General features: G+C 47.3%; 20 protein-coding genes, 3 rRNA genes and 2 pseudogenes (1 of these 25 only partly in view). 4 read left to right on the forward strand and 21 right to left on the reverse strand.

All coding sequences use genetic code 11. The annotated features are described in order from the left end of the window. Positions 1–5: 5 nt before the first annotated feature. Complete coding sequence (locus VSQ62_RS21515; RefSeq protein WP_334636826.1) at positions 6–971, reverse strand: acyltransferase family protein; 966 nt, start codon at positions 969–971, stop codon at positions 6–8. A gap of 235 nt (positions 972–1,206) precedes the next feature. On the opposite strand from VSQ62_RS21515, the gene VSQ62_RS21520 reads away from it, so the two are divergent. Together VSQ62_RS21520 and VSQ62_RS21525 are read left to right on the forward strand one after the other, a co-directional pair. Continuing rightward, entirely contained in the window at positions 1,207–2,280 is a 1,074-nt protein-coding gene (locus VSQ62_RS21520; RefSeq protein ID WP_334636828.1) for a cache domain-containing protein, read from the forward strand. A gap of 164 nt (positions 2,281–2,444) precedes the next feature. Continuing rightward, positions 2,445–3,395, forward strand: coding sequence for a methyl-accepting chemotaxis protein (locus VSQ62_RS21525; protein ID WP_334636830.1), 951 nt, complete (start codon positions 2,445–2,447; stop codon positions 3,393–3,395). Positions 3,396–3,494: 99 nt separating this feature from the next. On the opposite strand, the gene VSQ62_RS21530 is transcribed toward VSQ62_RS21525, so the two are convergent. The 8 genes from VSQ62_RS21530 to VSQ62_RS21565 form a co-directional block, all read right to left on the reverse strand. Further along, positions 3,495–4,736, reverse strand: a complete 1,242-nt coding sequence (locus VSQ62_RS21530; RefSeq protein ID WP_334636831.1) for an MFS transporter — start codon at positions 4,734–4,736, stop codon at positions 3,495–3,497. An 89-nt stretch (positions 4,737–4,825) separates the two neighbouring features. Beyond that, a complete protein-coding gene (locus VSQ62_RS21535; protein ID WP_334636832.1) occupies positions 4,826–5,479 on the reverse strand; it encodes a TetR/AcrR family transcriptional regulator in 654 nt (217 codons plus the stop codon). A 79-nt stretch (positions 5,480–5,558) separates the two neighbouring features. After that, the gene (locus VSQ62_RS21540; RefSeq protein WP_334636834.1) at positions 5,559–6,368 is read right to left on the reverse strand and encodes an acyltransferase domain-containing protein; all 810 of its coding nucleotides are present in this window, start codon (positions 6,366–6,368) and stop codon (positions 5,559–5,561) included. A gap of 26 nt (positions 6,369–6,394) precedes the next feature. Then, on the reverse strand, positions 6,395–7,318 hold the full coding sequence (locus tag VSQ62_RS21545; protein WP_334636836.1) for a sensor histidine kinase: 924 nt from the start codon (positions 7,316–7,318) through the stop codon (positions 6,395–6,397). A gap of 26 nt (positions 7,319–7,344) precedes the next feature. After that, on the reverse strand, positions 7,345–8,151 hold the full coding sequence (locus VSQ62_RS21550) for an ABC transporter permease (protein ID WP_334636838.1): 807 nt from the start codon (positions 8,149–8,151) through the stop codon (positions 7,345–7,347). A 1-nt stretch (position 8,152) separates the two neighbouring features. Beyond that, the gene (locus VSQ62_RS21555; protein ID WP_334636840.1) at positions 8,153–9,079 is read right to left on the reverse strand and encodes an ABC transporter ATP-binding protein; all 927 of its coding nucleotides are present in this window, start codon (positions 9,077–9,079) and stop codon (positions 8,153–8,155) included. Positions 9,080–9,165: 86 nt separating this feature from the next. Further along, the gene (locus VSQ62_RS21560) at positions 9,166–9,891 is read right to left on the reverse strand and encodes a response regulator transcription factor (RefSeq protein ID WP_334636841.1); all 726 of its coding nucleotides are present in this window, start codon (positions 9,889–9,891) and stop codon (positions 9,166–9,168) included. A 336-nt stretch (positions 9,892–10,227) separates the two neighbouring features. After that, positions 10,228–11,508 (reverse strand): amidohydrolase family protein, encoded by a 1,281-nt coding sequence (locus VSQ62_RS21565; protein ID WP_334636842.1) that lies wholly within the window; start codon positions 11,506–11,508, stop codon positions 10,228–10,230. A 151-nt stretch (positions 11,509–11,659) separates the two neighbouring features. On the opposite strand from VSQ62_RS21565, the pseudogene VSQ62_RS32710 reads away from it, so the two are divergent. Continuing rightward, positions 11,660–11,791 (forward strand): annotated as a pseudogene (locus VSQ62_RS32710) (helix-turn-helix domain-containing protein); the annotation flags it as partial. A 224-nt stretch (positions 11,792–12,015) separates the two neighbouring features. Here VSQ62_RS32710 and dmpI read toward each other — a convergent pair. The 9 genes and pseudogenes from dmpI to coaBC all read right to left on the reverse strand — a co-directional run bounded on the left by dmpI (position 12,016) and on the right by coaBC (position 20,562). Then, a complete protein-coding gene (gene dmpI, locus VSQ62_RS21575; RefSeq protein WP_334636843.1) occupies positions 12,016–12,225 on the reverse strand; it encodes a 4-oxalocrotonate tautomerase DmpI in 210 nt (69 codons plus the stop codon). A gap of 165 nt (positions 12,226–12,390) precedes the next feature. After that, positions 12,391–12,657: a MerR family transcriptional regulator gene (locus VSQ62_RS21580; RefSeq protein ID WP_334636845.1), complete on the reverse strand. Its 267-nt coding sequence runs from the start codon at positions 12,655–12,657 to the stop codon at positions 12,391–12,393. A 148-nt stretch (positions 12,658–12,805) separates the two neighbouring features. After that, positions 12,806–13,228, reverse strand: coding sequence for a DUF2000 domain-containing protein (locus VSQ62_RS21585; RefSeq protein ID WP_334637745.1), 423 nt, complete (start codon positions 13,226–13,228; stop codon positions 12,806–12,808). A 138-nt stretch (positions 13,229–13,366) separates the two neighbouring features. Continuing rightward, a pseudogene (locus tag VSQ62_RS21590) lies at positions 13,367–14,233 on the reverse strand (DMT family transporter); the annotation flags it as partial. Beyond that, positions 14,223–15,086: a helix-turn-helix domain-containing protein gene (locus tag VSQ62_RS21595; RefSeq protein WP_334636846.1), complete on the reverse strand. Its 864-nt coding sequence runs from the start codon at positions 15,084–15,086 to the stop codon at positions 14,223–14,225. The pseudogene VSQ62_RS21590 and the gene VSQ62_RS21595, both read right to left, overlap by 11 nt. Before the next feature lie 485 nt (positions 15,087–15,571). After that, positions 15,572–17,317 carry a S8 family peptidase gene (locus VSQ62_RS21600; protein ID WP_334636847.1) on the reverse strand — a complete coding sequence of 582 codons (1,746 nt, stop codon included), beginning with the start codon at positions 17,315–17,317 and terminating at the stop codon, positions 15,572–15,574. A 26-nt stretch (positions 17,318–17,343) separates the two neighbouring features. After that, positions 17,344–17,958 (reverse strand): rubrerythrin, encoded by a 615-nt coding sequence (gene rbr, locus VSQ62_RS21605; protein WP_334636848.1) that lies wholly within the window; start codon positions 17,956–17,958, stop codon positions 17,344–17,346. Between the two features lie 81 nt (positions 17,959–18,039). Next, entirely contained in the window at positions 18,040–19,056 is a 1,017-nt protein-coding gene (locus tag VSQ62_RS21610; RefSeq protein ID WP_334636849.1) for a glycosyltransferase family 2 protein, read from the reverse strand. Positions 19,057–19,353: 297 nt separating this feature from the next. Beyond that, positions 19,354–20,562: a bifunctional phosphopantothenoylcysteine decarboxylase/phosphopantothenate--cysteine ligase CoaBC gene (gene coaBC, locus VSQ62_RS21615; protein WP_334636850.1), complete on the reverse strand. Its 1,209-nt coding sequence runs from the start codon at positions 20,560–20,562 to the stop codon at positions 19,354–19,356. Between the two features lie 164 nt (positions 20,563–20,726). On the opposite strand from coaBC, the gene VSQ62_RS21620 reads away from it, so the two are divergent. Continuing rightward, the gene (locus VSQ62_RS21620) at positions 20,727–21,365 is read left to right on the forward strand and encodes a hypothetical protein (protein ID WP_334636852.1); all 639 of its coding nucleotides are present in this window, start codon (positions 20,727–20,729) and stop codon (positions 21,363–21,365) included. A gap of 184 nt (positions 21,366–21,549) precedes the next feature. Here VSQ62_RS21620 and VSQ62_RS21625 read toward each other — a convergent pair. The 3 genes from VSQ62_RS21625 to VSQ62_RS21635 all read right to left on the reverse strand — a co-directional run. After that, positions 21,550–24,437, reverse strand: a 23S ribosomal RNA gene (locus VSQ62_RS21625). 642 nt (positions 24,438–25,079) lie between these two features. Beyond that, positions 25,080–25,197 (reverse strand): 5S ribosomal RNA (gene rrf, locus VSQ62_RS21630). 96 nt (positions 25,198–25,293) lie between these two features. Further along, a 16S ribosomal RNA gene (locus VSQ62_RS21635) occupies positions 25,294–25,296 on the reverse strand (it continues 1,528 nt past the right edge of the window). Together the 16S, 23S and 5S rRNA genes form the textbook arrangement of a ribosomal RNA operon.

The raw sequence follows: 25,296 nt of genomic DNA on the forward strand, positions 1-25,296 counted from the left end.
TGAAACTATACCAAATGTGCGATCTTCTCCGTAAGCCGTACAAACGGCTTGCGGGATACCGCCCACACCAGCGCTATGCAAAACAGGATCAGCAAGATGCTCTCCCCGTTGCTGCGCACCGACCCCAGGATGGTCGACCGGTACTTGAAACAGCTATAGATCAATCCGTGGAAGATATAGACTGCCATCGTCCGCTCCCCCAGATAGGAATAGGACTTCTTCTTCGACGGAAGCACCAGCATGAACAGATAGATCATCAAAAACGAGATGGCGTAGCACACCACTCGGACCAATATCCCCTCTGCCGGGGATAAGCCAAGCTCCTCATAGGAATACCGTCCGTAGAACACCTTAACCGATAACCGGTGATGATAGTCGTCGGCAAATAAGGATACCGCCAGAATCCCCAGGATCCCCAGAGCGCCCATATACCCCTGCCGATTACGGAATCTTGCAAGCCACACACTGTCAAACTCCATTCCCGCCAGGAAAAACGGGAAGAAGAACAGGATCCGCGGAATCGAGAGGAAATTCCCGATCCCGACCAATCCGACTGCCAGCCCTGCCGCCAGAGTGATCGGCATATGATAAGGAATCCTCCTGACAACGGGCGCCGCCAGTCTCCACACACATAACGCCATCAGATACCATAAGGTGAATTTGGGCCTGGTAAAATACAACTCCGTCTCTTTGTCAAGAACAAACGTATATAATAAGTAATAGATCACTTCATATACAAAATACGGGATCACAAGCCCGCCAATCAGCTTCTTCACCGAAGGAATCTTCTTCGAGAAATATCCCGATATGAAGATAAACGCCGGCATATGAAACGCCACGATTCCCCATTTCAGCTCATACAAGAACGGGTTCTGGTCATAGCAGGGCTCAATAAAATGACCGATCACAACCAGCACGATCAAAAGCACCTTATAATTGTCAAAAAGATATTCTCTTTGTTTATTCTCCATTCTGCCTTCCTCTCTGATATCAAATCTTGCCGGACAAAGCCGCCCGCAGGCATCCATCCATCATCAAGTATCCTATGGGTACAGTTTATTATGATAAGCTTTGCAGATGAAAAAATCAAGCTTGAAAATCAAAAAAAGAGTGATAAAATTATCAATAAATATAGTTATACTCCAAGAATCCTGAAGGAATTTGAGTATTATTCATTCTAAAATCTATTTATTCAGGGGGAATCTTATGAAATTTCTTGTAAATCGCAAGCTTGCTACACGTATCAGTATCATTACGACAGCAATCATCTTTGCAGGGATGCTTCTTCTATGGTTTGTCGTCTCCAGCCGCGTCGCTTCCATGGTAAAAAATAATATCACGAACCAGATGACCGACGCTGTGGAATCCAGGGCCGCCATTATCAACGACTATGTTGCTTCCGCAGAAGAATATCTTACGGCCTTTTCCTTGAGCAGCGAAGTTCACGACCTTCTCATGAATCCTGACGACCCTGCCCTGCAGCAGAAAGGGCAGCAATATACCGAGGATTTTGCAGCAGTCAAAGGTGTGTTCGAAGGACTTTATATCGGCACTCCTGATACATATATCCTAACTCATACCTCTCAGGGCGCGATCGGTATGACCACCCGGAAGGGTGATTCTCTGGACGTATTCCGCGATACCATACTGTCCAAGCCGCAGCTCACCAACCTGGGGATCATGGAGTCTCCGGGAACCGGAAGCATGATCATCTCCATGTATTACCCGCTCTTTGACAATGACAGGTGTATTGGTTATGTAGGTGCAGGCGTCTACGCCAGCCGGCTGATGGATGCTCTGCTGGATCTGGACATCGAAGGTCTTCCCAACAGCGAGTATGTATTCTTGAATGCCACGACCGGCATGTACCTGTACCATGAAGACGAAGAGCTATTGAATACCGAGACAACCGATAAGGGTTATCTCAAGATCCTTGAGAAGATTCAATCAGACGGCAGCACGCAGGCGGGCACCTATTCTTATCAGGATGAAAACGGCGTAGATCAGTTAGTTGTCTACAAGTATCTAAAGGACCGGGATTGGGTATTCATGGTACACGATAATACGTCGGAAGTCTACGGAGAGGTCGGTACTGTACGTTTTACCGTAGGTATTCTGTGTGCAGCCGTAGCGGCAGTCATTATATTTGTCACGATAGTGATCCTGCACCGTGTAGGACGGGAACTCATGGTTATGGAGCATTCCATCCGTCATCTGGGTAATCTGGAGCTTTCCGCCGATCAGGAACTAGTACAGCATTGCATAATTAACAGTGGATAATGTGCTTGATATCTGCGTCAGATGTGCGTCTACAAGCCGACGGCGTAGCGGGCTACGTCTAGGATTGGAGGCGTGCAGCTGGCACAGATAGCGAGTGCAGAATTCACTGCTAATTACGCAATGCTGTACTAGAGTCCTTCTATGGAAGGGCAGACGAGATCGGCATGATCGCACAGACCATCCATAATGTCTGCAACTGCCTCAGGAAGACCATCGAGGATATCGGACGGATCTTAGGCGAGATGGCCAATGGCAATATCGCGGTGGACGTCGTAAAGAACGAGTCTTATTATATCGGTGATTTTAAAGTCCTTGCCGAGAGCCTTAAGAGCATACGGACCCATCTTACAGATGTAATGCGCGATATCACGCATATCGCTAATCAGGTCAATAGCAGTGCCAACCAGGTGTCTGCCGAAGCGCAGGCCTTATCACAGGGCACCATGCAGCAGAAGGATTCTATCAACGGACTGGTGTCCAATGTCACAGATATCACCGCACAGATCCAGAACAGTACCGTCCGCTGCAACGACGCTACCGATCTGGTTAACCGGGCTACCGGCTATGCGGCCGAAGCCGATACGAAGATGGAGCAGTTAATCACCGCCACGAGGAATATCGACCAGTCCTCATCCCAGATCGGCAGCATTATAAAGACGATCGAAGATATCGCTTTTCAGACGAATATCCTTGCGCTGAATGCCGCTGTCGAAGCTGCCCGGGCCGGCACCGCGGGTAAGGGCTTCTCGGTCGTAGCCGACGAGGTCAGAAGCCTGGCCGGCAAATCTGCCGATGCAGCCGGCAGCACGAGTACGCTGATCGGCCGTTCGCTTCAGGATGTGAAGACAGGCACAGAATCCACTAACCATGCTATCTCTGCGATGAAGGTGATCGGCGACTGCATCCAGTCCATCAAGACATTGATGGATGATATCGCACTTGCCAGCGTCCAGCAGTCTGAGATGATCGCTTCTATAGAGAACAGGATCAAAGAAGTCTCTAAGGTGACAGAGGAGAATTCCGATGCTGCCGAAGAGAGCGCGGCAATTTCCAATGAACTATCCGATCAGGCAAAGACTTTGAACCGTCTGATCAGCCAATTCCGTATACAGTAAGTTCTATCTTGTCATCTAAAAAGCAGCCGGGAAGGTTGAATTCATCAACCTCTCCCGGCTATTTTTACTGCAACGCTAATCAGCCGTTTGGCATACATGCTATCGAAAATTTCTGAAAATACTTCCCGCCCTCACAGCAATCACAAGCGACGTTACGCCGGAAAACAGAACCACCGCATATTCGTATCCCTCACAGAATTCAAACAACACACCATACAGCGCATTTCCCAACGGCTGTGCACACATGGCGATCGTAAGAGCCACCGCGATCACCTTCCCGGTCAGGTTCTGGGGTGTCTCCGCCTGCATGAAAGACATCATCTGCACCGTAAAAACCGTCGATAGTATCATAATAATAAAGCAGCATACGGTGAGTACAAGATAATTGACCATCCCGGACGAAAACAAGATCAGCACAGCAGCTATTGGAAATATACATAAGGCGCTGGCAGTGATGAGGCTTCCAGCCTTCTGGATCGACAGTTTCCTGGCAAATATGCCCGCACCGATTCCTCCCGCCAGTCCTCCTGCCGCCAGGGCGCCCTGAGCATAACCATAGAGCCTGTTTGCCTGCGACGCTTCCAGCGCAAATACCTCCGTTACCAGATACGGCAGCGCAACAATGATCATGGCTGACAGAAACAGATTGATCCCGCATACTACCAGAAGTGTCTTCCCTATTACAGGCTTATCTCTGCGGATAAAACGGATGCTTTCTGTCATATCGGCCTTGACGATCTTCCAGATACTCCCTTCCGAGGCCGGCCTCTGAAACGGTATCTGTATGAAGACCTCCATGACTGCCGATAAGACAAAACAGACCATACATACCCATAAGACAGGCTTTATCCCGTATGCACTGTATAGGATACCCCCAAGCACCGGACCTGTCAGAGAAGAAAAGGAGCTGATCGTATTGATAATAGAATTCGCCGCCATAATATTGCCCGGAGCCGCCAACGCCGGGATACTCGCCTGCACGGACGGCTGATAGGCTCCCGCGATACCATACAGAAGCATCAGCGTTGCCGTCAGCAGGACAACGATATTCCCCCCATCCATAAGCAGGAAGAACACCAATATTACCGCCGCCGTGAAGAAATCCAATATCACCATGACATTTCTCTTATTCACCCGGTCTGCCACGATGCCGCCCACCGGCGACAGCAGAATCGACGGTATGAACGCACACGCCATCACAGTCCCGTACAGCGCTGATGATCCTGTCAGATTCAGCAAATATAAGGGCAGCGCAAATCTCAATGTAGCATTGCCGAACAGAGAGATGATCTGCCCGATGACAACCAATGTAAAATCCTTAGAAAAAAGCTTCTGTTCCATATAATACCTCCTTGCAATTTTCATACCGCATGACGGTATGTATTGACCCAAAATGATCTGCCCTGTATTTCGTATACCAGGGCAGAATGTTACTTGTTCTGCTGATAGATAGCTGCCAGCCTGCTCGCTCTCTCTGACATCTCACTATCTACGATATCCACGCCTAATCCCTTAAGCATCTGGCCATATACCCTGAATTTGCGATAGATCTCTTCTTCTGAACTGTCGAAGATCATCGGATTCGTCCAGATATTTCCCACAAGTATGATAAGCTCAGAAAGCTCCTTAGGGTAGTCCGTCTCAATAGAGCCGTCCGCGATCCCCTGCCGGATGATCGGCAGAATATAATTGGGTGCCGCATCTTCTATGGTTTCCTTAAGAAGACTGAGCAGAAGCTTCGAATTGTTGCGCAGATTGGGCGCTACCGTAAATATCTCATCCTGAACCGGCCGGTTCAATGACGCTTTGAAGATCGCCTTAAGCTTCTCCTTACCGTTAAGGTCCATGCGGTCCCGGATATCGGCAAGCATCTTATTGGATTCAGCCATCATCCTGTCCATAACCGCATACAGTATATCTTCCTTCGACTTGAAATGATGGTAGATCGCACCTTTGCTAAGTCCGCCCAGGTTATGAATGATATTCTGGATAGACGTATGCTCATAGCCCTTCTCCATGAACAGGCGGTAGGCAACATCCAATATTAAATTAACAGTCTCCTCCGGATGCTTATTTCTTGCCATGGTTTCTCCCTTTTCTTAACATACCTCTGGTATGCTTTTCATATTATCATACCGTCGGTCGGTTTGTCAATTACAATCTCTAAATCTCCATAAATCCATATGCCGAGCCAATTGCTCCCCCGCTTAGAAGCAGCTCCTTAACCTTCTTCTGCAAGCTGCTATCTGCCGGCAGTTCTCTATGATCCGTATCAACCGGAACCTGAAACAGCCACTCAATATATTCCTGATCCTCTCTGTCTTCCTGTACAATATCAAAACGCTCTTGAAAAGATAATATATTCGACCTTTCCGGCAGCAACGGCCGCAACGCCGGCGACATCAGCCATGAATTACAGGTATACTTCTTATACTTATACTCTTCGTAATAAGTCCGAAAAAATATTGCCGCCTGTCTCATAGATTCATCAACTGCCTCTTCTGACAGGTCTGCGTCTGACGGTATATGAAGCGCAATCACGTTCTCACCGTCATGCTCCTTAAACTGATATTCCAATTCCCCGATACGGAACAGATTCATACTGATCTGCCTGTAAGTCCACCATCCCCGATCAAAAAACATCCTGCCGTTTTTCTTCCTGCATTCCTCTATAAACCTCGTAAAGCATCTCATCGTGTCCGCATATACAGCTTTCGCAATATGCTTCTCCTGATATCTGTCATATGTCCTTCGGGCACATTCCAACTGACAGTATAACATTGCCATGTTATCTTTGTCTGCTCCGAATAAATCCTTCAAATCTCGATAAGCCTGGGGCGCTGTTTCAATATCCGTCAATTCCTGCAAATATGGTTCAATCTGATCTAAATCAATCTGATCACTGACCGATGTCAGCGTCTTTATCATCTCTGGCTGCAGACCGATCAGATCATATAACTCCAATAATTCCACTGTCTCTTCCTCCAAAACACTTTTCCCTAAATATCGGCAGATTTTATTTCATTTATCTTAGCACGCATCACAGATTGTTTCAAGAATAACATAATCCATAGTTTCTCCCCATGAATCTCTGCCCGCACGCTTCCTCCCATCATCTCCGCCAGTTCTTTTACTATAAACAGCCCAAGCCCGGAGGAACCTTTTCTCCGGGCTGTATCCGCCTTGTAGAACCGTTCAAATATCTGGTCTGTATCCGGCTTGCTGGTCTCTGACACCAGATTCTCGAAGATCAGACACTCTCCCTTCTGCCTGATCACAATTCCTCCCCTGCCATGCAGCAATGCATTCTGGATCAAGTTGCAAAAGATCCTGCCAAGACATTCTTCATCGGCCAGAACCCTCAGTCCCTCTGATTGGAATTCTACCTCAGGTTCAATCCCTCTCTCCTCGAACTGACGGTAAAATCCAATCAGACAATCCCCAAGCAGCGGCAATACCTGTACCTCAGACATATTCAATTTGAATTCCTCGCTGGTCAGCTTGGTATACAGGAACAGTTCTTCCAACATATCTCCCAGTTCTTTCAGGCGGTCGTCTGCCGTCTGCAGATACCGGTCCTGCTTAACAGCGTCGTCACATTCCTGTGCAAGCTGGATATAGCCCGCCGCTCCTGTAAGGGGCGTCCGGATATCATGGGCCAGGCTGGTGATATTCTGCTTCATCATCCTCTGCGCATTCTCCTGCCGCTTCTGTCTCTGGAACCAATACTCTACAAGCTGATTCAGCCGCCTGCATAATGTCAGTATATCTCTCTGACGGTATTGCACGCCAATCTCCATATGGCTGCCCCGCCCAAGTTCCTCTATCTGCCTGCTTAAGGAGCGTACCGCAAAGATGACGCGGACGAACCGTATTGCCAATACGACACAGACAACGCCCATTACCCCAAGTACAATCACCATATCTGCCTCCCGCACAATCTTATCTGCTAAATATCTTTCTTCTTCAAGACGATTCCTGCAATCAGAGTATACAAGATCAGGAATCCAAATCCTACCACATAAACATAGAGATTCTTCACGGAAGTATATTTCTGAGGTCCCATCGCACAAGTCAAATAGATCGAATATTTCAGCCAGTCTCCTATGTTGAACATATTCAATACCCCATACAGCGTCGTCACTACCAGACCGCCGCCCAAGAATACTGCCACCAGTGAACCTGCCGCCACACTTCGGGTCAGCACGCAGATGAAAATGATCAACGCGGCAAATGCCGCCGTCACAAACCACACCCATGACAGATAAAACAAGATATCCTTCCACCCCGCATACGGCACCAGATCATCGAACAGCCGGTTCATCAGCAGCGCAAACAACAGATGCAGCACCAGATAACAGCCATCCACGATCCACGCTGTCATAATCTTACTTCCGATATAATTCCACCGGTTCTGATGCAGCGCCATAATATTTTTGATAAAACCACTCTGAAAATCCGCACATATGAACAACATCACCCAGATACCGAATACAACGTTATACATCCCTCCGTCCAGACAAATCTGCCGGAAGAATCCCAACGAGTCTATACCGTCCAGTATACTCTCTGCTTCTGTTAGTTCCTGCGGGACAAGCAGCCCGATCCGCAGCGCGATCTCCTGTCCCTGCGGCGTCTCAAGCAGCCACATTATTCCATAAACCAGTACCGTCGCCGCCGCCAGCAACAAGAAGCATACATACACAGACTTACTTCTCTTCACCCGATACAGATCCATACTTAACAGGTTAAACATATCAGCACCCCCCTTCCTTACCCATGCGTTCTAAGAAATATTCTTCCAAGTCCATATGATGGAATCCTGATTCATACACGGAGACCCGGTTCTCTATCAGCATCTGGTTCACCTCCGACCCATCCCGCACCCCATACAGCCGGATCGACCGGGCATCGGACACTTCTGCCTGCACATCCGGGAACGTCTCCTGTATCATAACAAGCGCACGCTGTACATCCTGCACTTCAATTCTGAAATAGTCCTGGCATTTTTCTTCCAGTTCTTCCCTGCTGATCTGCTCAATCAACTCCCCATCCTTGATGATTCCGTAGCTGGTAGCGATCTTGCTCAGTTCCCCCAGGATATGAGAACTTATCAAGATGGTCTTCCCCTCCGCGTGAAGCTCTAAGATCAACTGCCTAAGTTCCCGGATTCCTTCCGGGTCCAGGCCATTGATCGGTTCGTCCATAAGCAGCAGGTCCGGGTTGCCAAGAAGCGCCAGCGCAACCCCTAGCCGCTGCTTCATCCCCATGGAGAAATGCTTCACCTTCTTCCTGCCCGTATCCGCAAGCCCTGTGACCTTAAGTACCGTATCCACACTGCGTTCATCTGCAAGTCCCATGCATTTCGCTTTCATTACCGCATTCTGCCTTGCCGTCATATTGGGATACAGGCCTGCCGCTTCGATCAGAACTCCCAGTCTCCTCCGCACGGCCGGATCGCTGACCGGCTTCCCGAATAACCGGATCTCACCTTCTGTCGGGCTTGCCAGACCGCTGACCATCTTAAGGACCGTCGATTTGCCCGCTCCGTTTCTGCCGATAAATCCATAGATCTCTCCCTCTCGAACCTTAAGCGTCACATTCTTTACTGCCGCCTTGTCTCTGTACATCTTCGTAAGGGCCATGGTCTCTATGGCAAACTGTTCCTGTCTTTCTGTACTCACTTTGTTGTCTCCTTTTTGTATGATTCTTATCCTTCCTTACAGAAAACATTCTAGTACAAGAGTTTTCAAAAAGTGCTCAGAAAAGTTTAAGAAAGTTTAAAGCCCATTCCCCACACTGTCTGAATATACGTATCCGTTCTGCTTCTCTTAAGCTTGGAACGAATGTTGCTGATGTGCACGTTGATGGTTTTATCCTCAGCCAGATATTCTTCTCCCCAGGCATACTCATAGATCATCTGCTTCGTGAATACACGCCTGGGATTGCGGATCAGAAGCTCCATGATCAGGAATTCATGTTTTGTCAATTCTATAAGCTCTCCCTTCGCCGTCATCTCCTGAGTATCCGGATTCAAGGTCCATTCGCGGTAAGAATACGTCTGCCATGCCGGTATCCCTCCGGAACTCTCTCCCCCGTTTACACAGCGGCTCTGTCTGGCTTCTGTCTCCTCCTCTTCTCTCTCACGACGGCGGAACTGTACCTGTATCCTCACCAACAGCTCCGGCAAGTCAAAGGGCTTGCACAGATAATCCTCTGCCCCGGCAGACAATACCTCCACCTTGCTTTCAAGCCCGCTCTTTGCAGACAACACGATCACAGGAGCCTTCTTAGAGAATACGGATACAAGTTCCTCCCCTGAGATTCCAGGAAGCATCAGATCCAGAAGAACCAGATCATATTCTTCCATAGAGAATAACAATTTCGCCTCGCTGCCGGAATAAGCCTGTGTACACATATATCCATGCCCCTCCAGATACTCCTTGAGCATCTGGTTGTTCCGGGCGTCATCTTCTACAATCAAAATATTCTGCATGTAATCTCCCCCTTTGAGAAAATAATAACATGCAGAATATAAAAATACAAATCCTTTGTCCGTTCCCCGCCCCTCTCAGCCGCTCCCAAAATCGCGCCTACAGCCATCGCCGCCAATGTTACAACAATAATGACAGGATGTCCCCCTTTGTCCCACAAACAGGAATTTTTACTTTTTCTCTCTGTTTTCGTTCTTGATTATATCAACTATCAAATATATAACTACTGGAACTAAGATTATAAGCAGAAAGTCTGTTCCTACTGGCTTAGGTAAAACCGATGCCAATCACCTTCTCTCTTAAAACACGAAACCATTCCGGTAAAAGCCAAAATTATTCTATATCACTTTCCTTCCTGCTGCATATTTGCCCGCCAGTCTCTTGCCTTCCTCTGCCAGATAAATACAGCGCTCCAACCTCTCTTTCGTTCCAAGCGTCCTTGTACCGCGGATCCCATTATCGTCAAGCACCAGTGCATCCAGTTCATATCCCTCTTCAAAGCTTCCGGCTTTCCCAAAGAAAGAACCTCCTCCCTTCGTAGCCAGATAGAATACTTCTTCCATCGCAAGCGATTTCTTCCCCTGATCCGCAAGCCTCCAATACAGCTTAGAGACACCGACAGCATCGACCATACAACGAAACATAGATAAATTCGCGCCGCCCGCCATATCGGTTCCAAGTCCTACCGGAATCCCTTCTTCCAGGTATCTGCGGATCGGTGCGATTCCTGAAGACAGGTTGATGTTCGACTGCGGACAATGCGCCACATACACACCCTTTTTCTTCATAAGCTCCATCTCCGTGTCCGAAGAATGTACACAGTGGGCCATGACCGTCTTCGCCTGTCCCCCGAACAGACCGTAGTGCTCATAGACATCTCCATAGCATGAGGACCAGGGGAATAATTCCTTCACCCATTCGATCTCCGACAGATTCTCCGACAGATGGGACTGAACCGGAAGCCCGTATTCCCGCTGCAGCTTCCCTAATCCCTCCATCAAAGGACCGCTGCAGGTCGGTGCAAACCGCGGTGTAAGGATCGGCCGGGTATTCTGATACTTTTCTTTTGTCTCCTCAATCCATGCAGCCGTTACATCCAGAGAAGTCACCGCATCTGTCTCCCTCAGATCATCCGTACTGTTCTGATCCATATTGACCTTGCCCACATAAGTAATCAGTCCTGTATCTTCCAGCTTCTCCATCAGAAGTTCGGTAGCCGGAACGTGCACCGTTCCGAATACCACCGCCCTCGTAGTCGCGCTCTGCTTAAGATCTTCTGCAAAGATCTCATAGGCCTTTTCGGCATAATCCAGATCCTTGTACCTGCTCTCTTCGGGGAATGTATGGGTATCAAGCCACTCCAAAAGCTCCAGATCCATTCCCAGCCCCCGAAAGGGATACTGGGGTGCATGGATATGCAAATCTGTCATTCCGGGGACTATCAGCATATCCTGATAATCTGTCACCGGCAGATTCCGATATTCTTCGGGCAGCACCGGATACACCCCCTTAGAAACTCCCTGACAGCAGACCAGATATCCCTGATCTGTAACAGACAACTGATCCTTTGTCTTGGCATAACAAATATTCCCCTTTAAAACAAATGAATCCTCTCTCATAACTCTTCCTCTCTTCTTCCAGTATTCTGATATGTTATCCCCGTGTTATAAAAGCATACCGTATTATGAATACAAATGCAATCCCCAAACACCCGGACAGCGGATTTCCGATTTATGCAACGGGAACCACCTCATATAAAAAGAACTTGCGGAGAAGATAGGCGTTTCCGCTTCCCAGTTGAGCCGCATTGTCAGCGGCGAAACGAGAACGGTCAGCAGTGATATTCTCATAGGTGTGGCAAAGGAATTTAAAGTATCGACATACTACATACTGGCAATGTAGGATCTTTACACAATGAGGTTTATAGTATAGTAAGAATGTCAGGGCATTCCTATTTAGCCTGCTTCATATTCCGTCAATGAAAACTTTCTCCATTATAGGAGTTATTCTTTTAATCGTAAGCAGATGAAAAATAGCAAAGACGGGCTGCGGTCAAGGCCGGGTGCAAACCCACTCATTTCAGCCTTGACGGTTGCCCGCTGTCACCCCTTTCCTACCCTAAAAAATCACTTATATGTCTGCATATACTCCGCTTTTACTTTGTCAATCGTTTTGCCGCCAATACCAAAATTTTTGTCCGGCACTTCCTTAATTGTCGTAACAAAAAACTCCTGCGGTGTTTTCATAATCTCGGAAGATACTTCCGTCAATCGCTTTATCAATTCCTCCTTTTGGTTATCTGATAAAGCTCCACTTTCAACTGTAATGTAAGGCATATTCTTTTCCTCCTTAGTCTTCACCATGATTAAATAACTTCCATTCTTCGCCATATGACATATTTTTATAAGAAGAATCCTTTAAAAGCTTTTCATAAAAAGATAATTTTTTCTGTGTTAAAATAAATGCATTCTGTAAATTGGTCATTTGGTTTTTAATATCCTTCAAGTGGTTTTGTACCATAGCATAACGCTGTTCAAGGGTTTCTCCACCTTGTACCAGTAATGCGACATATTCCTTAATGGACTGAATTGGTATATTGCCCTACGCATACACTGTATCATTTTAATCCACTCAATGTCCTCTTCTGCATATTGTCTATACTTTTGATCGTTTCTGGCAATCTGCGGCAATAACTGCTCCTTTTCGTAATACCTTAGCGTTGCTGTTGATAAGCCTGTTATTTCTGCTGCCTCTTTTGCTGAATACATATAAATCTACCTCTCTCTGCTATCATAAACTATGAAGTGCGCTTCAAGTCAACGGTGAATTCTATCATACTAACCTTCTCCGATATTCATCCTCCGGCTTTTCATGCAACGAAATTTTCAGTTATTTGAAAGCATGCTGATTATATCATTATCTCAATAATGCCATGCTCCCTGTCAATTTGTTGACCTTCTTTTTTGCACCGCAGATGGCGATCCCAAAATAATTCAGTTCCGCTTCTGAAACATCCTTCATTTTTTCTATAAATTCATCATAGGTCTTGCATCCCTGAGCCAAATCAGAGAAATCAACCACTGTTAGTTCAGAAAACTCTGGCTCATACAGTTTTTTGCGGATGGCTTTGATCACATCCACATTACCTTTTAAGATTGGCACCGGAAATCCAATAATCCCCAAATGTCCGTTACCTGTCTTATCATACACATCTACACCTACAACTTCCGGCATCTGCTTCCCAAGCGTAATGCCCATAATAGCCGCCGTGTTTGCAATTATGCCAGAAGGCAGGTTCTCGTCAATCACCATGACACATTTCTCATTCTGTAAATCCATTCTCAATCCTCCTGATCTTTGGAAAATTTCTCCTCCTTTTGATAGCAACGGTAAAGATAGGCTTTCTGAAAGCCTGCCCGCCCATATTGTTCCGGCAGTTCTAGGCTCATTCATTTTCCGGCTCTCCCTTCCGCTGTATTCAGACAGGAAAAGTCCCGCAACCGCCATAACAGTTCCGACGGCAGATATCCATGTCACTGGCTCTTTCAGTGCCAAAACAGATGTCACCACTGTTATGACGGGAACCATATAAATATAGACACTGGTCTTAACCGCCCCAAGCGTCTTTACCGCAAGATTCCATGTAACGAAACAGAGTGCGGACGCCCCAAATCCCAGATACAGGATATTGAGCAGATGCGTCATATCAGCAAACCGTTCCACCCCGATTCTGAAATCGAAAAGGAATAATGCCGGAACCATAAAAAGGATGCCGTAAAAAAATGTCCTTCGTGTGGCAAGGATAACCGGATAGCCAAAGCTGCTGATCTTTCTTGTTAGTATGGAATAACACGCCCATACAAAAGCCGCCAGAACTGCCAGCAGGTCGCCCACAGGGTTCAGTTCCAGTTTAGAGCCGTTAAAACTGATCAGCGCAACACCTGCCGTTGCCACCACAAAACCAGTGAAAAAATTTGCCCGCAGTTTCCCTTCCGATTTCAGGAATAGCCGCGACAGTATCGCTGTGAAAAATGGAGCAACCGATATGATAACTCCCACATTGGAAGCCATTGTATATGTAAGGGCGATATTCTCCAGCAGGTAATACAAACATATCCCACACAGCCCTGCCAGTACGAATGTCGCCTCCTGCCTGCGGCTCACAGCTTTCAACCGATGCGGGCAAACCAGAAACAATGCCGCAAAGCCCATGACAAAGCGGAAGAACAGGATTTCCACGGGCTTAAAATCCGTAAGCAGGACTTTGGTGGATATGAATGTTGTTCCCCATATGATGATCGTGAACAGTGCCGCCAAATGCCCGGCTGATCTGCTATTTCCCATGCTGTCCACCATCCTCGTCTTTTTCCGAGAATATTTCACGGTAAGTTCCCGGTGCAAGCCCTATGAACTGGTTGAAATAATTCGTAAAATGGCTCTGGTCTGAAAACCCTGTCCTGATTGCTGCCTCCACAGGGGGAATCCCTTCTGACAGCAGTTTTTTTGCTTCATTGATACGGATTGTCTCAAGGTATCGGTATGGCGTGACCCCCTTCTCTTTCGTAAATGCCCGCAGCAGCGTTGATTTGCTAAGCCCTGCGCGGCGGCATATCTGGTCTAAATAGATACGCTCCGTGAAATGCTCCCTCATGTATTCACAGGCTCTTTCAATCTCCTGCCTGCACTCCTGAATGCAGCTTTCAAAGGGCTGCCCGTAATTCTGGATAAGATACGAAAGCAGGAACAGCAGGGTTTCCTCCTTCTTAAACTCCCCTGTCCCTTTCATGACCATCTCATGGAGCGGCCGCAGGTGGCAGGCTGCTTCCTCATCATAAACAACATTTTCCGAGAATCCCGGAAGTTCCCGTTTCCCACCGGGAAGCACTTTCTTCCCGGTGACTTCCTCCGCCAGATTAAGCATAATCTCTTTTGAAATGTTGATGCCCCGGTAATCAAATGTCCCTCCGTCACTCTGTACGCAGGCATGGCTGTCTCCCGGATTGAAAAGCACGATACTTCCTTTCTCTATGGCATATTCCCTGTCCCTGCAAGAAAGCACTCGCTCCCCCTTCTCCACAAATCCTATAACATAATGCTCATGGAAATGGCTCGGAAATGGCTGCACAATTCCCTCAAAGCAGTATGCTTCAAGCCTTAATTCATCATCATATACCACTGTTCTTGTTTCTTTCTTCATATGAATCGCCTCCTCAAAAGCCATTTTACCTCTTATTTTTTCCTGCGTCTTGTAAAATATCTTCATTTTTAGTTTATCGGTTTTATTTCCTGCCTGTAATATCTGACAGGTTGGGAAAGTAAAAGAGAACCCATCAATCATAGTAAATCCACATTCATTCGCTGCTTGTTCAAAGTTTCTAGTACCTCATCGCATTAATCTTGAAGTAATAGTGCTTGATATTCGTGTCAGCTGTGCGTCTACGAACCGACGGTGTAGCGGGCTACATCTAGGTTCGTAAGTGTGCAGATGGCATGGATAGCAAGTGCTTATTACTCAAGAATTAATGCAATGATGTACTAGCCAAACGACGCAGAATGATTTTTCATATACAAGGCGGAGGAATGAGGCGTAGCGGTGGCTACGTTGATTGACGACAACGCAGCAGATGGCAAATCAGGCTGGTCATTGGGCTGGTTACTTATTATTCGATGTATTTCCTAAACTCATACTGGTATACTATCCCTCACACACAGCGCCCCATACCCCACCTGGGGATTCGGATACTCCGTAAATCCCGGCAGCGGCCTCGCCCCGCGCCTAAAATACGCCTTCACCTTCTCCCCAAACAAGTATGGGTCATTCCCCCTCACGATTCCCCATTCCATCAACAGCGCCGCTCCGCCCGTGACAAACGGAGTCGCAAAGGAAGTTCCCGTAAACTGTGCGTAACCCCCTCCAACCGCCGCCGCGGTCACATCCACTCCCGGAGCCACGATATCCGGTTTTATCAGATTCGTCTCTCTCGTATATCCTCTTCCGGAAAAATCCGCATAGACGAACGTCAATGCATTATAAGCCCCTACCGTGATCACTCTGCCTGCCGTAGACGGAATCGTAAGAGTTGTGTGATCCGTGGGAAATAAAAATCCCGTTCCCTTATTCAGCACATTCTCGCTGGGAAGCCACAGCTCATACGCTCCCGAAACAATCTTCCTCGGCGTCAGGATGATCCTCCATACCCCGCCCGTAATATATGTTTCCCTTGGAAGCATATCGATGTAAATCTCCTGAGCCGTGCTATACGGACTCGGCTCCCCATAATAGAGCAGAATCTCCGTCCCTCCAACCGCGAACCTCTGCGGTCCAAGTATCTCCTGAAGCGGCCCCAACGTAACACCGCTTGGCGTCATCAGCGATATATCCACGATATCCGTATACTCTTTCCACAACTGAATGCTGATAGCCGTCTGGCTGTCCTGCACTGCCAATTGAATAATCTCTTCCCTTCCCGGCGTCATTACCCCCGACGTATGACCCGCGCTTGCCGCTTCATTCCCTGATCCAATACAGATGCTGCTCTTCCATATATTTGACAGATCGTCAATAAATCTTTCCAACAGAGAGGTTCCGTCATGGGAACCATAAGTATTGCCGAAACTGATATTGACCGCAACCGGCATCCGAAGTTCCAATGCCTTTCTTATCACATAATCAATTCCCTGCATTAACTCCGTTGTCCGGGGGAATCCCTCTTGCCTTGGATTGCCAAGCTTCACCACCAGAAGCTCGCTCCTGGGTGCAACCCCGGCATATCTTCCGCCGCTGTTCCTGCCGTTCCCGGCGGCGATTCCGGCCACCGCAGTCCCGTGACCGGAAATATCTTCACTGGGTACAATCCTTCTTCGTTCCATAAGTGTCGATTGATTCAACGCTTCATTGATCTGTTCTGCCGTATACTCTGCACCCATGACATAACCCTCCGGCGGAATTCTACCCTCTCCTGGGGCCAGCGACTGATCCCAAAGCGCACGTATTCTCGTTGTTCCGTCTTCATTGCGGAAATCTGCATTCTCGTACTCAATGCCTGAATCGATGACCGCGGTCAGAACTCCCTGTCCATATAATCCGAAACGGGCATCCTGTACCGTATCGATACAAGATACCCGTCTTCCGTTTGCAACTTGAAAAAATAATCTTTTTGGTTTTTCTATATATTCTATTTCCGGAATCTGTGCAAGATTCTCAATCTCCGACTCCCGAATCGTAACGATCGCATATTCATTCTGAAGTTCTACCACCTTGGCTGCCAGTTCCTTCACCCTCTCAAGGCTTCCCGAATACTTCACGATAAGATCCCATTCATTCTCTGCCGAATCGTATCCCACATCCAATTCTAAGGACTTTTCCCGCTCCCCTGGCGTCGCATCCAACGCTAAGTTCAACAAATTTTCAATCTTCTGGCTCGCCATACAATTCCTTCTTTACCTGATTATTTTTACTTCGTCAAAAAATCAAATCCCAGATACGGTGCGATCTCCACCGGAATAAAATATCCCCGATCATGCCGGCATACCGGACACTCTGCCGGAACCAGCTTCCCAATCTGAATATGCCCGCAGTTCATGCACATCCATTTTCCGCTGGAATCACTCTCAAAAAACTTATTCTGCTCTAATAATTCAGCCAGCTTACGAAACCGCCTGGCATGAATCGCCTCGATCTCCGCAATTTGAAAAAACGCGGCCGCAGCTTCCGTGAAGCCCTCTGTCTTCGCCTCATTGCCAAAAGCCTGATAAACATCATCCGCCTCTTCCATCTCATTGTGTTCCGCCTTCTTCAGCAATTCTACCACACCGTCAAAATGATCCACCGGATATCCTCCGCATATCTCGATGGTAGTCCCTGAAAGATTCTTGAGCAGATCATAGTAACGCTCTGCATGCGCTCTCTCCTGATCCGCCGTGAACAGAAATACCTGCTGAACCGAATACAACCCTTGCTTCTTTGCGGTATCCGCCGCAAACGTATATCGGTTCCTTGCCTGACTCTCTCCTGCAAATGCACGCATAAGATTCACTCTGGTCTTACTCTCTTTAAAATCAATCGCCATGTCACATACTCCTTCTTCTTCATTCTTACCTACTATTATGTGACATAATAACCAGATTATTCATGTTCTGCAGATACGGTGTCAATTAAATCCTATAATTCTCCTCGCTACACTGTATACAAGAGATGATATCTTCCTGCCGGACTTGCCGGGAATATTCATTGTCTGGCCCAGGATCCCATAACGGATCTTAAGGTACATCTTAAAGTCTCTCTTCTTAAGATATCTCCATAGCTCTCTCTTCTTCTCAATATTCTCCTCTGTCTTAGAGCGAATCAGGATAATGGAGGATACAGTCATCATAATCGCCAGATAATTGACCATATAGAGCCTTAATTTCCTGCTTGAGATCTCTCCCATCTCATACATATCGATCATCGTCTTGGTGACATAGATCTGCTGATCTGCCCTGGCGATCATATTCTTCTCATTCACCGATTGGTCGTCTCTGCCGATAAAATACCGATAAAAATCTATATCCAGATAATATATCTTACGGACATGGGGCAGCGGATAATATACATAAATATTATCCACATAAAATGTATGCTTCGGCAGCTTCATCTGTATCAGCTTCAGCAGATCCGTCCGGTAAATGACCGAATGCATTAATATATATTGATCCAGCCGGAAATGGCCGATATCATCCCACCGGAAGATCTCGTCCTGCGGCAATGCATTGCGGTAGTGAACACATTTCTTATGAGATGCCCCTGTCTTCTCATATACGAAATTCGACACAAGCATATCTATCTGTTCCCCGTCTTCTTCCAGGTTCCTGATGAGCGTGAGTATCCTCTTCAATGCTTCTTCGTCGACCCAGTCATCGCTGTCCACCACTTTAAAATATTTCCCCTGAGCAGCGCCAAGACCTGCGTTGACGGCATCACCGTGGCCTCCGTTCTCTTTATCAATAACTCTGACAATATCGGGATAGTTTTCCATATATTCATGGGCAATCTCTGATGTCTGATCCCTGGAGCCGTCATTTACGATCAGGATCTCAACCTCATCTTTGCCTGTAAGGAGGCTGTCGATAGCCCGGGACATATAATTCTGCGAATTAAAGCATGGAATTGCAAATGAAATATATTTCATTCTATTTTCCTCCTAAATATAGTATCACTGCACATATTACATTAGTATAAATCATTTCCGATTTTTTTCAACCGGTTCTCAGCAAAATCTTACATAAATAATACCGTTCATAGAATGTTCATTTATCTTTTAAAAAACCTTCATTACTTTAACATTATTTCTTCACAGGTCTGATTTATACTAAACCTATCAATTAGACAAATACTATTTTTTGAATAAACTTTTTCATAATACATGCCGGGCACTGCGAATAGCGGTGACCCGGCATCCTCCCTTTTTATGGGAAATCCGTCAATTTTACTGCCGATCAGGGAATCCCATGGACAGAATCTTATCTAATATACGAAAAGCGGCTTCTTCTTTCTCCATGATCGGAAGCTCTGTCACATCATTTTTCGTAATCATGGTAATGATATTCGTATCCGTCTCAAATCCCGCTCCCTGCATCTTTAAATTATTTGCAACGATCATATCGAGATTCTTCTTATATAGCTTCTTTTTGGAATTATCTAGCATATTCTCTGTCTCCATAGAGAAGCCGCACAAAAACTGTCCGGTTTTCTTATGATCTCCCAGATATTTCAAAATATCATCTGTGCGTTCCAACGAGATTGAAAGATCGGAATCTGATTTCTTCATCTTCTCTGAGGCGGTATATTGGGGTCGATAATCCGCAACCGCGGCTGCCTTGATGATTATGTCCATATCACTGCTCCTTGAAATGACCGCATCATACATCTCCCTCGCAGAAATGACCGGTACGACATCTACAAACATCGGCGCCGCCAAAGCTGTCTTGCCGGTAACCAGAATCACCTCTGCTCCCCGGAGCATACACGCCCTGGCAACACTGTAGCCCATCTTGCCGGAGGAATGATTGGAGATGTAACGTACAGGATCTATAGCCTCCTGCGTCGGTCCGGCAGTAACCAGCACCTTCATCCCTGCCATATCCTTCCTGCAGGCACAGCGCCGCAATATATGCCCACAGAGGACTTCTGGTTCCGGCATCTTTCCCGATCCGATATCACCGCATGCAAGATAACCCTCCGCAGGAACTACCACTTCCATACCGTATTGCTTCAAAACAGACAGATTATCTTGTGTGACCGGATTCTCATACATACCGGTATTCATGGCCGGAGCAATAATCTTAGGCGCCTTGCTTGCAAGGATCGTGGTAGTGAGCATATCGTCTGCCAAACCATGCGCCAGCTTGGCGATGACATTAGCCGTTGCAGGAGCAACCATGATCACATCCGCTTTCTGGGCCAGCGCTACGTGTTCCACCTTGAATTCAAAATTACGATCAAATGTGTCAATGATACATTTGTGGCCTGTCAGACTTTCAAATGTGATCGGATTGATAAAATTGACGGCATTCTTCGTCATGATCACACGGACATCTGCACCCTTTTTCACTAACATACTCGCAAGAGAAGCGCTCTTATAAGCAGCGATCCCTCCGCTAACCCCCAGAAGAATAGTCTTATCTTTTAAATCCATAGGTAATTCCTTTCTATGATGATCCACTAGTTATCATTATTACTATAGCAGAATATCTGTTTTTGTATAGTCTTGAAAAGTAACCGGAAGCATGATAGAATGTAAGAAGTTCGAATTATTGTAAAATATTGTAATACAGGATTAGAACAAAGAATGAGGTGCATATGAAAAAGCTTATCATAATAGGACTGATCGCAGTCGCAAGCATGGTATTTACAGGCTGTGGAGACAAAAAGAACGAAGACAAGAACGCTGTGCCGGATCAGGTCGAAGACTCTGTAACCGATGATACAGATACGGAAGATATCACCGATACGGCAAATGGTTCTGCAGATACAGACACACCGAATGAAGATGGTATTTCTACTCTCTGTACTGATGACAAGAGTATCAGTGTAACTGTGACAAGGCCAGAGGGCTTCGATGATTCCGAATACAGTTCCGAACATCAGGTAGCATTTCAGCGGTTAGGTGCAGACGGCACCAGCAGCACACAGTTGAATCTGCGTCTCATGACAGAGGACGAGAATACTGTCATGACGACGGCACAGCAGGAAGTAGAATATCTTCTGAGTGCGAATTCTGACGGCGGCGCTGCCGGAGAAGTGCAGACACAGGCTGCCGGAGAGAAGCAGTTCTCTTATTTCACCTATTCACTGGAGGGGATCGAGGGATACCGGATCTGGACAGCTCTGGATAATGGGTGTATTCTTTCCTGTACTGCTGAGAACATCGGAAGCGGATTAGAACCGTTAGCACTTGAATCTCTTACACAGATATTATCTACGGTAGTTCAAGAATAATTATATTTATATTAGGGAATCCAAAAGTATACTTTTCGGATTCCCCATTTATTTTGGAACATTTTTGCATAGTAAAAAACAACTAACACACGTTAGCTGTTTCTCCCAAAATACATCTATTCACATATACCTTCAAAACTGCATACAAGAAATCCTGTTCATCCTTCTTCTACCTATCTCCGCTTTGGTCATGCCCTCGACCGATTAGTTGCGGTCAGCTCCATACATTACTGCACTTCCACCTCCGCCCTATCTACCTTGTCGTCTTCAAGGGGTCTTACAACTTGCGTTGGGATATCTCATCTTGAGGGGGGCTTCACGCTTAGATGCCTTCAGCGTTTATCCCCTCCCGGCTTGGCTACTCTGCCATGACCTTGATAAGTCAACAGATACACCAGCGGCCAGTCCATCCCGGTCCTCTCGTACTAAGGACAGCTCCTCTCAAATATCCTACGCCCACGCCGGATAGGGACCGAACTGTCTCACGACGTTCTGAACCCAGCTCGCGTACCGCTTTAATGGGCGAACAGCCCAACCCTTGGGACCTACTTCAGCCCCAGGATGCGATGAGCCGACATCGAGGTGCCAAACCACTCCGTCGATGTGAACTCTTGGGAGTGATAAGCCTGTTATCCCCAGGGTAGCTTTTATCCGTTGAGCGATGGCAATCCCACTTTATACCACCGGATCACTAAGTCCTACTTTCGTACCTGCCCCACCCGTCGGTGTCGCAGTCAAGCTCCCTTCTGCCTTTGCGCTCTCCGAATGGTTTCCGTCCATTCTGAGGGAACCTTTGAGCGCCTCCGATACCCTTTCGGAGGCGACCGCCCCAGTCAAACTCCCCACCTGACATTGTCCCCAGGCCGGCTTACGGCCTCTGGTTAGAAATCCAATACTGCAAGGGTGGTATCCCAACAGCGGCTCCATGGCAACTGGCGTCACCACTTCTCTGCCTCCCACCTATCCTGTACATGCAATACCGAATCCCAGTATCAAGCTGGAGTAAAGCTCCATGGGGTCTTTCCGTCCTGGCGCGGGTAACCAGCATCTTCACTGGTACTTCAATTTCACCGGGTGCATTGTCGAGACAGTGCCCAAATCATTACGCCTTTCGTGCGGGTCGGAACTTACCCGACAAGGAATTTCGCTACCTTAGGACCGTTATAGTTACGGCCGCCGTTTACTGGGGCTTCAATTCTAAGCTTCGCTTTCGCTAACCTCTCCTCTTAACCTTCCAGCACCGGGCAGGCGTCAGCCCGTATACTTCACCTTTCGGTTTCGCACAGACCTGTGTTTTTGCTAAACAGTTGCTTGGGCCTATTCTCTGCGGCCAGTCTTACCTGGCACTCCTTCTCCCGAAGTTACGGAGTCTTTTTGCCGAGTTCCTTGACAATGCTTCTCCCGTCGGCCTTAGGATTCTCTCCTCATCCACCTGTGTCGGTTTACGGTACGGGCACAATAAGAACGATAGCGGCTTTTCTCGACGCATGGCTCACATACTTCCCTACTCTTCTTCGGTCCGCATCACGTATTCGGATCATTGTACGGATTTGCCTCTACAACTCCTACCTCGCTTGCACCGGTCTCTTCATTCCCGGCTTATGCTCTCCACACGTGTCCCCACAGTTCTGTCTTATTGTGGTACAGGAATCTCAACCTGTTGTCCATCGACTACGCCTCTCGGCCTCGCCTTAGGTCCCGACTTCCCCAGGGCAGATCAGCTTTACCCTGGAAACCTTGGATATTCGGCCGGAAGGATTCCCACCTTCCTCTCGCTACTCATTCCGGCATTCTCTCTTCCATACCGTCCACAGCTCCTTATCGGTACTGCTTCCTCCAGTATGCAATGCTCCTCTACCGATCATTTCTGATCCCTAAGCTTCGGCAGTGTGTTTCAGCCCCGGACATTTTCGGCGCAGGACCTCTCGACTAGTGAGCTATTACGCACTCTTTGAATGTATGGCTGCTTCTAAGCCAACATCCTAGTTGTCTTTGAAATCCCACATCCTTTTCCACTTAACACACATTTTGGGGCCTTAGCTGTAGGTCTGGGCTCTTTCCCTTTCGACTGCCCAACTTATCTCGTGCAGTCTGACTCCCATACACCATCTCGGCGGCATTCGGAGTTTGATATTCTTCGGTAAGCTTTGACGCCCCCTAGGAAATTCAGTGCTCTACCTCCGCTAGACTTGTATGAGGCTAGCCCTAAAGCTATTTCGAGGAGAACCAGCTATCTCCGGGTTCGATTGGAATTTCTCCCCTATCCACACCTCATCCCCACCCTTTTCAACGGATGTGGGTTCGGACCTCCATTGCCTTTTACGGCAGCTTCATCCTGGACATGGATAGATCACCCGGTTTCGGGTCTGCTCCGACCGACTTACTCGCCCTTTTAAGACTTGGTTTCCCTTCGGCTCCCTTCCTTATAGAAGTTAACCTCGCCGGCCAGCGCAACTCGCCGGACCGTTCTACAAAAAGTACGCGGTTCACCATATATAGGTGTTCCACAGCTTGTAAACATATGGTTTCAGGTTCTCTTTCACTCCCCTCCCGGGGTCCTTTTCACCGTTCCTTCACAGTACTATGCGCTATCGGTCACTAAGGAGTATTTAGCCTTACGGGGTGGTCCCCGCTCATTCCCACAAGGTTCCACGTGTCTCGTGGTACTCTGGATCCCGCCTTGTCATTCGTCTTTTCGCTTACGGGGCTTTCACCCTCTCTGGCCGGCTTTCCCAAAACCGTTCTGCTAAAACTCATGAATCAATTATGCGGTCCGAACCCCAGGATGCATGCACCCTGGTTTGGGCTCTTTCCATTTCGCTCGCCGCTACTTTGGAAATCGATGTTTCTTTCTCTTCCTCCGGCTACTTAGATGTTTCAGTTCACCGGGTTCCCTTCCTTACGTTATGGATTGGCGTAAGGATGACGGAGGTCTTCTCCGCCGGGTTTCCCCATTCAGATATCTCCGGATCGTTGGATATGTGCTCCTCCCCGAAGCTTTTCGCAGCTTATCACGTCTTTCATCGGCTCTTAGTGCCAAGGCATCCACCATATGCTCTTTTCTGCATGACCAACTGACTCGCGGAAACGGGATCGTCCCGCTCATCCTCACCGGCATAGCGTTGCCGGCGTTGGCTATAGGTCAATTATTTTTCTTCGTTTTCTTCGAAGTATTACCTCGGATGTCTTGAATTAGATATTAATATCTTCATCATTTCATTTATTTCTTGTATGCGGTTTTCAAGGTACATGTTGACTGAATGCTTTATCAGTCATTAGAAACCTGAACAGTTAGCGAGGTCCTTCACGAGCTTACTGTGAAGGTTGTTCTAAAGCTCCGCTTTAGAACTTCATTCTATTTCAAATCTCTAATCACTGGTAAAACCATCGCGGTGAGCACTTAGAGTCTGTTTTTTAGACTCTTACGTGCGACGCATGCAGAATACTTAGTGAGGTTTTCTACGAACTTAGTATTCTGTAGTATCGAAACAGCACTGCCCTGCTGATTGGGTTGGCGCCGATGAGTTGTAGCTCATCCATGCCCGTATCTATGTGAAAATCCCTCGGATCTTTTCGACGGCTTCTGCCATCTGTCAAATATTCCGAACACTTTCATTATACGATATTAGGTGTGTTCACTTCACATTCGTTCAGTGAACGACTTAAAAATCTAACCTCAGCCATTCTTCGAATGTCTTCACTAAGATTTTTATAGTCTGGCAGCCACCTGCTCTCCCACACCGTCTCCAATGCAGTACCATCGGCCGCTTAGGGCTTAACCATCGTGTTCGGGATGGGTACGGGTGTTTCCCCTAAGCGCATCGCCACCAGACATTGCCAACGACCCTTTTGACAGAACCATTAACTTACTCTCTCCATCCTTGATAACTAAACAATAGACAACATTCCCTTACTTCTTTTCCTTTAGAAA

The sequence above is a fragment of the Sporofaciens sp. JLR.KK001 genome (genome assembly GCF_036941055.1).
Taxonomy (GTDB): Bacteria; Bacillota; Clostridia; order Lachnospirales; family Lachnospiraceae; genus Sporofaciens.

Excerpts from the sequence above, each read along its gene's own strand:
- VSQ62_RS21620 (WP_334636852.1), top strand. The coding sequence starts at position 20,727 with ATGAAAAAGCTTATCATAATAGGACTGATCGCAGTCGCAAGCATGGTA.
- VSQ62_RS21610 (WP_334636849.1), bottom strand. The coding sequence starts at position 19,056 with ATGAAATATATTTCATTTGCAATTCCATGCTTTAATTCGCAGAATTAT.
- rbr (WP_334636848.1), bottom strand. The coding sequence starts at position 17,958 with ATGGCGATTGATTTTAAAGAGAGTAAGACCAGAGTGAATCTTATGCGT.
- VSQ62_RS21515 (WP_334636826.1), bottom strand. The coding sequence starts at position 971 with ATGGAGAATAAACAAAGAGAATATCTTTTTGACAATTATAAGGTGCTT.
- VSQ62_RS21565 (WP_334636842.1), bottom strand. The coding sequence starts at position 11,508 with ATGAGAGAGGATTCATTTGTTTTAAAGGGGAATATTTGTTATGCCAAG.
- VSQ62_RS21535 (WP_334636832.1), bottom strand. The coding sequence starts at position 5,479 with ATGGCAAGAAATAAGCATCCGGAGGAGACTGTTAATTTAATATTGGAT.
- VSQ62_RS21595 (WP_334636846.1), bottom strand. The coding sequence starts at position 15,086 with ATGAAGAAAGAAACAAGAACAGTGGTATATGATGATGAATTAAGGCTT.
- dmpI (WP_334636843.1), bottom strand. The coding sequence starts at position 12,225 with ATGCCTTACATTACAGTTGAAAGTGGAGCTTTATCAGATAACCAAAAG.
- VSQ62_RS21525 (WP_334636830.1), top strand. The coding sequence starts at position 2,445 with ATGATCGCACAGACCATCCATAATGTCTGCAACTGCCTCAGGAAGACC.
- VSQ62_RS21585 (WP_334637745.1), bottom strand. The coding sequence starts at position 13,228 with ATGGATTTACAGAATGAGAAATGTGTCATGGTGATTGACGAGAACCTG.
- VSQ62_RS21520 (WP_334636828.1), top strand. The coding sequence starts at position 1,207 with ATGAAATTTCTTGTAAATCGCAAGCTTGCTACACGTATCAGTATCATT.
- VSQ62_RS21550 (WP_334636838.1), bottom strand. The coding sequence starts at position 8,151 with ATGTTTAACCTGTTAAGTATGGATCTGTATCGGGTGAAGAGAAGTAAG.
- VSQ62_RS21560 (WP_334636841.1), bottom strand. The coding sequence starts at position 9,891 with ATGCAGAATATTTTGATTGTAGAAGATGACGCCCGGAACAACCAGATG.
- VSQ62_RS21600 (WP_334636847.1), bottom strand. The coding sequence starts at position 17,317 with ATGGCGAGCCAGAAGATTGAAAATTTGTTGAACTTAGCGTTGGATGCG.
- VSQ62_RS21545 (WP_334636836.1), bottom strand. The coding sequence starts at position 7,318 with ATGGTGATTGTACTTGGGGTAATGGGCGTTGTCTGTGTCGTATTGGCA.
- VSQ62_RS21530 (WP_334636831.1), bottom strand. The coding sequence starts at position 4,736 with ATGGAACAGAAGCTTTTTTCTAAGGATTTTACATTGGTTGTCATCGGG.
- coaBC (WP_334636850.1), bottom strand. The coding sequence starts at position 20,562 with ATGGATTTAAAAGATAAGACTATTCTTCTGGGGGTTAGCGGAGGGATC.
- VSQ62_RS21580 (WP_334636845.1), bottom strand. The coding sequence starts at position 12,657 with ATGTATTCAGCAAAAGAGGCAGCAGAAATAACAGGCTTATCAACAGCA.